We start from the raw sequence: 6373 nt of genomic DNA on the forward strand, positions 1-6373 counted from the left end.
CTCCCCTCTCCCTCAGGGAGAGGGGCAGGGGGTGAGGGTCGTTCCTCAGGGAGAGGGGCCGGGGGTGAGGGTGGGAGAGGGGCCGGGGGTGGTCGCGTGAGCGGCGCGGAGCGCTTGGGCAGCGGCAAAGTGTCTTAATCTTGTCTGAAACGACTATATTCCTGACGGTTTTGTGGTGGGCAGGTGCGGGTTGTCTCTAAGTAGGTTGGGAAGCCCGCGCCGCGCTGATGGGAGCAGGCCAAGGGGATCCGCTCAGGAGCTGCGGTCTAGCGGCTGGGGCTCTGGTTGAGGGGTGAGGGTTTCCAGCTCCGGCAAGGGGGATCCCATCTCGGCGGCGGGGCTTTCCAAGGACTTTGTCCCCCTATCTTCGGTGGGCATGCCCGTCGGCAAGCCGGATGCAGCTTGGGCCGGCTGAAACTGGGGATCCAGCTCCAGGCAGCGCTGCAAACTGGCCTGGGCCGCTTCCCGCTGGCCGGCCTGTAGTTGGATCAACCCCAAGGTATGCCAAAAGGCGGGCCGCTGCGGCTCCAGTTGCGTAGCCCGTTGGGCGTCGGCCAGGGCCAGCTCCAACTTTCCCAGCTTCAGGGCTTCCCAGGCGCGGTTGTTGAGGGCCACCGCGTCTTCTGGGGTGAGCTCCAGGACGCGCGAGTAGGCTTGCGCCGCTTTCTCCGCATCCCCCAGGTCGCCATAGACCAGGCCCAAGGCAAACCAGCCCCAGGGATCCCGTTCGTTGAGGCGGGTCATCTCTTGGGCGGCGGCAAGGGCTTCTTCCAATCGGCCCAGGCGGCGCAGGCTGGTGATCTGGCCAAACCAGCAGGCAAAGCTGCCAGGACGCTGCTGCACCAAGCTCCGGAACTGCTCCAGGCTGGCCTCGTATTGCCCCAGCTCCTGCTGTGTCACCGCCAGGGCGTAGCGAGCCGGGAAGTCCTCTGGCCGGATTTTCAGGGCTTCCTCGAAGTGAATGCAAGCCTCCTTCAGGTAGCCCAATTTCTGGAAGGCCACGCCGCGGGCGTACCAGCTTTTGGGGTTGTCGGCGTCGTAGCGCAGGGCACGTTCCAGGGCTTTGCTGGCCAGCCGATACTGCCCCAGGCGCAGCAGAGCCACCCCTAGGTTGTGGAGCGTAATGGGATCCCGGCGGCGCAGCCGCAGCGAGCGCTTGTAACACTCGATGGCCGAGCGCAGCCGCTGGCAGTGGAACAGGGCATTGCCTTGGTAGCGCCAGACCCGGCCACTTCTGGGGTTGAGCTTCAAAACCCGAGCAAAGCTGGCCGCCGCCGAGCTGGGCCGCCGCAGCCGCCGCAACACGATCCCACGCGCCAGCCAGGTGCGGGGCTGTTGGGGGTTGTAGCGCAGCGCCTTGTTCAGGCTGTTGAGGGCCAGCTTGGGCCGCTTCAGTTGCATGAGGCGAATGCCGCGGTTGTGCCAGGCCAGGGCGTCCTCCGGGTTGCTCTCCAGCACCTTGTCGTAGTTGACCACCGCCGCTTTGTACTGGCCCAGGCGCCCCAGAATCAGGGCCAGGCGCAGCCGCGTCTCCTCGTCGTAGGGGTTGATGCTCAGGGATCCGTTGTAGCTATCCACCGCCTCGCGGTAGCGGGCCAACTGCACCAGCACATCGCCGCGTCGGCTCCAGGCCAGGGCGAAGTTGGGATCCATGTTCAAAGCGCGGTCGTAGGCGGCCAGGGCTTCGGTTAGGTTGCCCCGCTTGCGCCACTCCTCGGCCCGATCGAATTGAATATCGGCGCTGTTCCACTGGAACAGGCGCTGAAGAAATTGCAAAATGGCAATCTTGCGTGCCCCTTCCTCCGGTGTGGCAGAGGGCATTTCGCCAGTGGCAATGCGCAGGATGGCTAGCTGAATGGCTCGTAGGAAAGCTTGGAACCCCCGCACTTCCTCATCTTCAGGAGGTTCCTCGCGGCGGTGGTATTGCAGCCGAAATCGCTGCAGATCTCCAGGGGTGGGGAAGCTGGGATCCAAAAAGTGCATCAGCTCCCGGGCCCGGTACTCAAACAGCACCGGATCTTCCTCAGAGCCGCTAAAATCCAGCAGCGGTGCTTCTGCCAGGGGGCGGGGCAGCTCGGCGGGCGTGTGGAGCAGCGTCAGCAGGCGCTGGTTCTGTCGGGGCGGAGCGTGGGAGAAGCCGCTGTAGAGCTCATCTCTAGGCCAGGGATCGGCAACAAACTCCGGCGAGGCCACCACCCCGATCCAGCGGCATTGTTCGATGGCCAGTTGCAGCTCCAGCCGGCGGTCGTCTCCCGGCTGCAGCATCCAGCGGTCAAACCAGACCTTGAACCCCTCCCGATCCAGCCGCTCGGCCAGTTGCCGCGCCCACCGCGCCTGCTCTCGGTGGTAGCGCAAGAAAAGGTCAAACTTGTAATGCTCGGAAGACATGAACGCCTGCTCGCTGCTCTTTTCCAGCTTATCTTTGCCATCGCCTCGGCGGCCCGAGCACTGCCTCTTCCCCGGCTGCAAGATCGGCGATAGTTGAGGAAGGGTTGGTCAGGAGGGGGAGATGGCAAGCGGAGTGCTGGCGATTGCCGCAGCGATTGGCTTAGTGGTTCTGCTGTTGGAAGCGATTCGCTATCGCCGCTGGGGATCCCTGCGCCGTTGGCAGCCGGCAATGGGACTGGGCCTGGCGGCCCTGGCAGCGCTGGGGGCGGGGCTGGGACAGTTGCCGGAACCGGTTCCGCTGGCCCTGCTGTTGGGGGGGCTGGTGGGACTGGGGCTGCTGGGCTTGGGCGGCTGTGGGCGGGCCGGGCAGGGGCTGGCGGTGCTGCTGCTCAGCTTGGCCACCTGGCAGGGTGTAGCCGGCGGCGCCTTCGAGGGATCTGAGGCGGGAGCTGCTTTTTCTCTGCTGTTGTGGGGCTGCGGCCTGGGGATGGGCTTGGTGGGGATCCCGTTGCTGGGCTGCTTGGCTGAAGAAGAGATGCTGTCTGTGCTGATGGGGCTGGCCCAGGGCTGGAGCGGCATCGCCGCCTTGACTTGGGGATCCCGCCTTATGGAGATGGGAGGGGAATCTCTGCCAGATCTCCCTTGGCCGGTGTTGTTACCTGTTGGTCTGGCCGCCCTCAGCCTAGTGGCGGGCACCCTGCCCTTGTTGACTGTTCCCGTTCGCGCCAGCGGGACAGAGTCCTCACCCGACAGCGAGGTGGAATCCAACCGGCTGCTGTCGGCCCTGGGGCACGGTGTGGGATGGCTGGTGGCGACGGCGCTGGCCCTGGCTCTGGTGCGCAACGGGCTGTACCAGGATCCCTTTTGGGCGCTGCTGTACGGGGCGGGGGTGTTGCTCTCGTGGGCTCTACTGGCTTTGGAGAGCAGGATCCCGGCACCCCAGGGGAAAGAGGCCTTGCTCTGGCGAACCTGTGTGAGCCTGACGCTGGTAGGCGGTGGGGCGCTGCTGGCACTGCGGCTGGGGGGATCCTACGGGGCGGCGCTGCTGGGGCTGGGGTGTCTGGCTTTTCCCAGCCGCTGGGGGGCGATGGCCGCCCTGTTTTTGTCGGCCCGACCCCTGCTGCAAAACCTGCTGCACCAGTTCAACCTGCAGGTGGCCGGGATCGACCTCACCCAGCCCTACGTATCGGCGGCGCTCTACTTGGGCATGGCGGCCATGGCCTTGGCTGCGCTTCTTTACTGGCTGCACGGGCTGGACAAACCCCTGCAAACCGGGGTCGGCCTGACGCTGGGCAGCCTGCTCCTGCCGCTGGGGGTGGGCTATTTCGTCCATGCCCAGCCGCAAGCAGCTTTCTTGCTGGCAGCCTTGATCACCGCCTTGATCTTGGCGGCGCTGCAGCCCATAGCCTTGAACCAAGAAGGGAGAAGGGCGACTTGGACGGGGATCCAAGCTTTGGGCCTGGCCACGCTCGCCATCCTCGGATCCAACCTCAGCCGCAACTGGACGGTGACGGGGTTCTATGCCACCCGCCTGGAGCGGGCCCTGGTGCTGGCGGCCAGCGTTGGGATCCTGGCTCTGTTCCTTTTGCTTGGGCAGGGCTGGCGCTGGTGGCAGTCCAGAACAGCGTCCCGCTAGCGTTGAGGTTCTAGGGTTGTGAAACTCCTTCCCCTCGGCACCCGTGGCACCTGGCAAGGGATCCCCGGCCCCGAGCAGACGGCTGAGGCCCTGGGCAACCCCGGCGTGAGGGTGATTGGATCCCCAGCTCTGTTGGCGCTGATCGAGCGATGTGGCCACAACACCTTGCAGCCTTTTTACGAGGGGGAAGAAGCGGCAGTCGGGATCCGCTTTGTCCTAGAACACTGCTCAGCAGCTGTGGTGGGGGATCCTCTACACCTTCAGGTTGAGGTTGTGCAAGTGGAGGGAAGGCGCGTTCAGTTTCAGGTGGAGATCACGCAGCAGGGGCGGCTGGTGATGCAGGGATCCTACACCTGTCAGGTAGTCGATTTGCCCCATTTTCTGGCCCGCTATGGGCTGGCTTGAGATCATCAAGTACCTGGCAGGGCTGCTGCTGGTCACTGGGTTGGGGCTGTTTCTGTTCTGGCCACAACAGCTCCTGCTACGCTACCGCAAGCCTTGGCAAGGCCCCCTCGCCTGGAGCTGGAAATGGCGCGGGTGGGGGGGCTTGGCTCTGCGGGGCAGCCGTCGGGGGTGGGAATGGCGCTGCGGATCCCTCTGCGTTCGCGGGCATTGGCCGGCCCGGGTGGGCTGCCGTCCCTCCTTTGCTGACTGGCCTCGCTTCTGGCCCCTTCTGAAGCGGTTGGCCAAGGGGATCCAGATCCAGTCCTGGCAAGGCGGCCTAGAAATCGGCTTTGCCAACCCGGCCTTGACGGGGCAGTGCCTAGGGCTGTTGGCGGCCCTCCCTCCCTCGCTGGCCCGCCACCTGCGCTTGACCTTCGCCCGCAGCGGCTGGCGCGGACAGGGATCCCTAGTGGTTCGCTTTCGTCCCTGGCGGGTGCTGGGGCCAGCCTTGAAACTGGGGTGGCTGGCCCTCTGGGAAAGGATCCCGGACAATTAGCGCTGGAACAGCCTCGCCGAGCCAAACTTTGGGTTATGTCGAATTGGGGACAAAAGGAATGGGATCCGCGCGCGCCCCGGCGGATTTTGGTCTGCCCGGATAGCTTCAAGGGATCCCTGACGGCCAAGGAAGCGGCAGCGAGCATGGCCCGCGGGATCCAACAAGTGTTGCCCCAGGCCGCGGTGGAGCTGCTCCCTCTGGCCGATGGGGGCGAGGGCACCCTAGAGGTGCTGCTGCCGGCGCTGGGGGGAGAAAAACGAGGGCTGTGGGTCACCGGCCCGCTGGGGGATCCCGTCTGGGCCGAATACGGGGTGGCGGGCGAGCGGGCGCTGCTGGAAGTAGCCCAGGTGGCCGGCCTGACCTTGGTGCCCCCACAGCGGCGGGATCCCACCCGCACCACCACCTATGGCTTGGGGGAGCTGTTGCGGGCCGTCTGCCGGGATCCCATTGCCGAGATCTGGATAGGGCTGGGCGGATCCGCCACCGTCGATGCGGGCGCAGGGATGGCGCAGGCCTTGGGCTATCGCCTCTTGGATGAGGCCGGGGATCCCATTGGCTGGGGGGGAGGGGAGCTGGCCCGCCTGGCGCGCATCGAGCCGCCCGAGCAGCCTGTCTGGCAGGGCAAGTGCATCCGCGGCCTCTGCGATGTGCAGAGCCCCCTCACCGGCCCGTTGGGGGCGGCTGCCGTTTTTGCGCCCCAGAAGGGCGCCACTCCCCAGCAAGTAAGGCAGTTGGAGCAGGCACTGCAGCAGTGGGCCAGAGTGGTGGAGCGCGACCTGGGCCGGACTGTGGACGGGATCCCAGGGGCCGGCGCCGCCGGCGGGCTAGGGGCAGGATTGGTGGCTTTTTTAGGCGCCACCCTGGAGTCGGGGATCCACTTGCTGGCCCAGCACTTGGCTCTGGCGGAGCGCATCCACCGCTGTGACCTGGTGGTGACCGGCGAGGGCCGCCTTGACGAACAGAGCAGCATGGGCAAAGTGGTAGGAGTGGTGCTGGAGCTGGCCATGGCAGCCCAGAAGCCCCTGCTGATTCTCTGTGGCCAGGCCACCCCGGCAGCCCGAGCCGACTTGGCCGCCCGACCTTTGCCAATTGGAGTTGCTGCCCTCTGCGACCGGATCCCGGATGTGACCGAAGCCCAGCGTCAGGCCGGCCACCACTTGGAACAGATGGCCGCTTGCGAGTTGAAAAAGTTTCTAGCCTAGGATCCGCTCATCACATAGTCATTGCAAAAGATTATGGAACAGCCTGTCCATTGCTCTCCAGCTCCCCTCTCCCCCAGGGAGAGGGGCCGGGGGTGAGGGGATTCCCCAGGGAGAGGGGCTGGGGGTGAGGGGATTCCTCAGGGAGAGGGGCCGGGGGTGAGGGGATTCCTCAGGGAGAGGGGCCGGGGGTGAGGGGATTCCTCAGGG

5 protein-coding genes are annotated in these 6373 nt (G+C 65.8%); 4 read left to right on the forward strand and 1 reads right to left on the reverse strand.

Annotated elements, in window-relative coordinates:
* Positions 1–252 precede the first annotated feature (252 nt).
* Entirely contained in the window at positions 253–2388 is a 2136-nt protein-coding gene (locus NW858_RS06905; protein ID WP_414426923.1) for a tetratricopeptide repeat protein, read from the reverse strand.
* A 121-nt stretch (positions 2389–2509) separates the two neighbouring features.
* On the opposite strand from NW858_RS06905, the gene NW858_RS06910 reads away from it, so the two are divergent.
* Genes NW858_RS06910 through NW858_RS06925 form a run of 4 tightly spaced genes read left to right on the forward strand, consistent with a single transcriptional unit; the run spans position 2510 to position 6166 of the window.
* Entirely contained in the window at positions 2510–4024 is a 1515-nt protein-coding gene (locus NW858_RS06910) for a hypothetical protein (protein WP_414520170.1), read from the forward strand.
* An 18-nt stretch (positions 4025–4042) separates the two neighbouring features.
* Entirely contained in the window at positions 4043–4429 is a 387-nt protein-coding gene (locus NW858_RS06915) for a thioesterase family protein (protein ID WP_414347273.1), read from the forward strand.
* Entirely contained in the window at positions 4416–4964 is a 549-nt protein-coding gene (locus NW858_RS06920) for a hypothetical protein (RefSeq protein WP_414520171.1), read from the forward strand. The genes NW858_RS06915 and NW858_RS06920 overlap by 14 nt, the downstream gene beginning before the upstream one ends.
* A gap of 35 nt (positions 4965–4999) precedes the next feature.
* Positions 5000–6166, forward strand: coding sequence for a glycerate kinase (locus NW858_RS06925; protein WP_414520172.1), 1167 nt, complete (start codon positions 5000–5002; stop codon positions 6164–6166).
* Positions 6167–6373 lie beyond the last annotated feature (207 nt).

The organism is Synechococcus sp. H55.10 (genome assembly GCF_047502715.1).
In the GTDB taxonomy this organism is placed as follows: domain Bacteria; phylum Cyanobacteriota; class Cyanobacteriia; order Thermostichales; family Thermostichaceae; genus Thermostichus.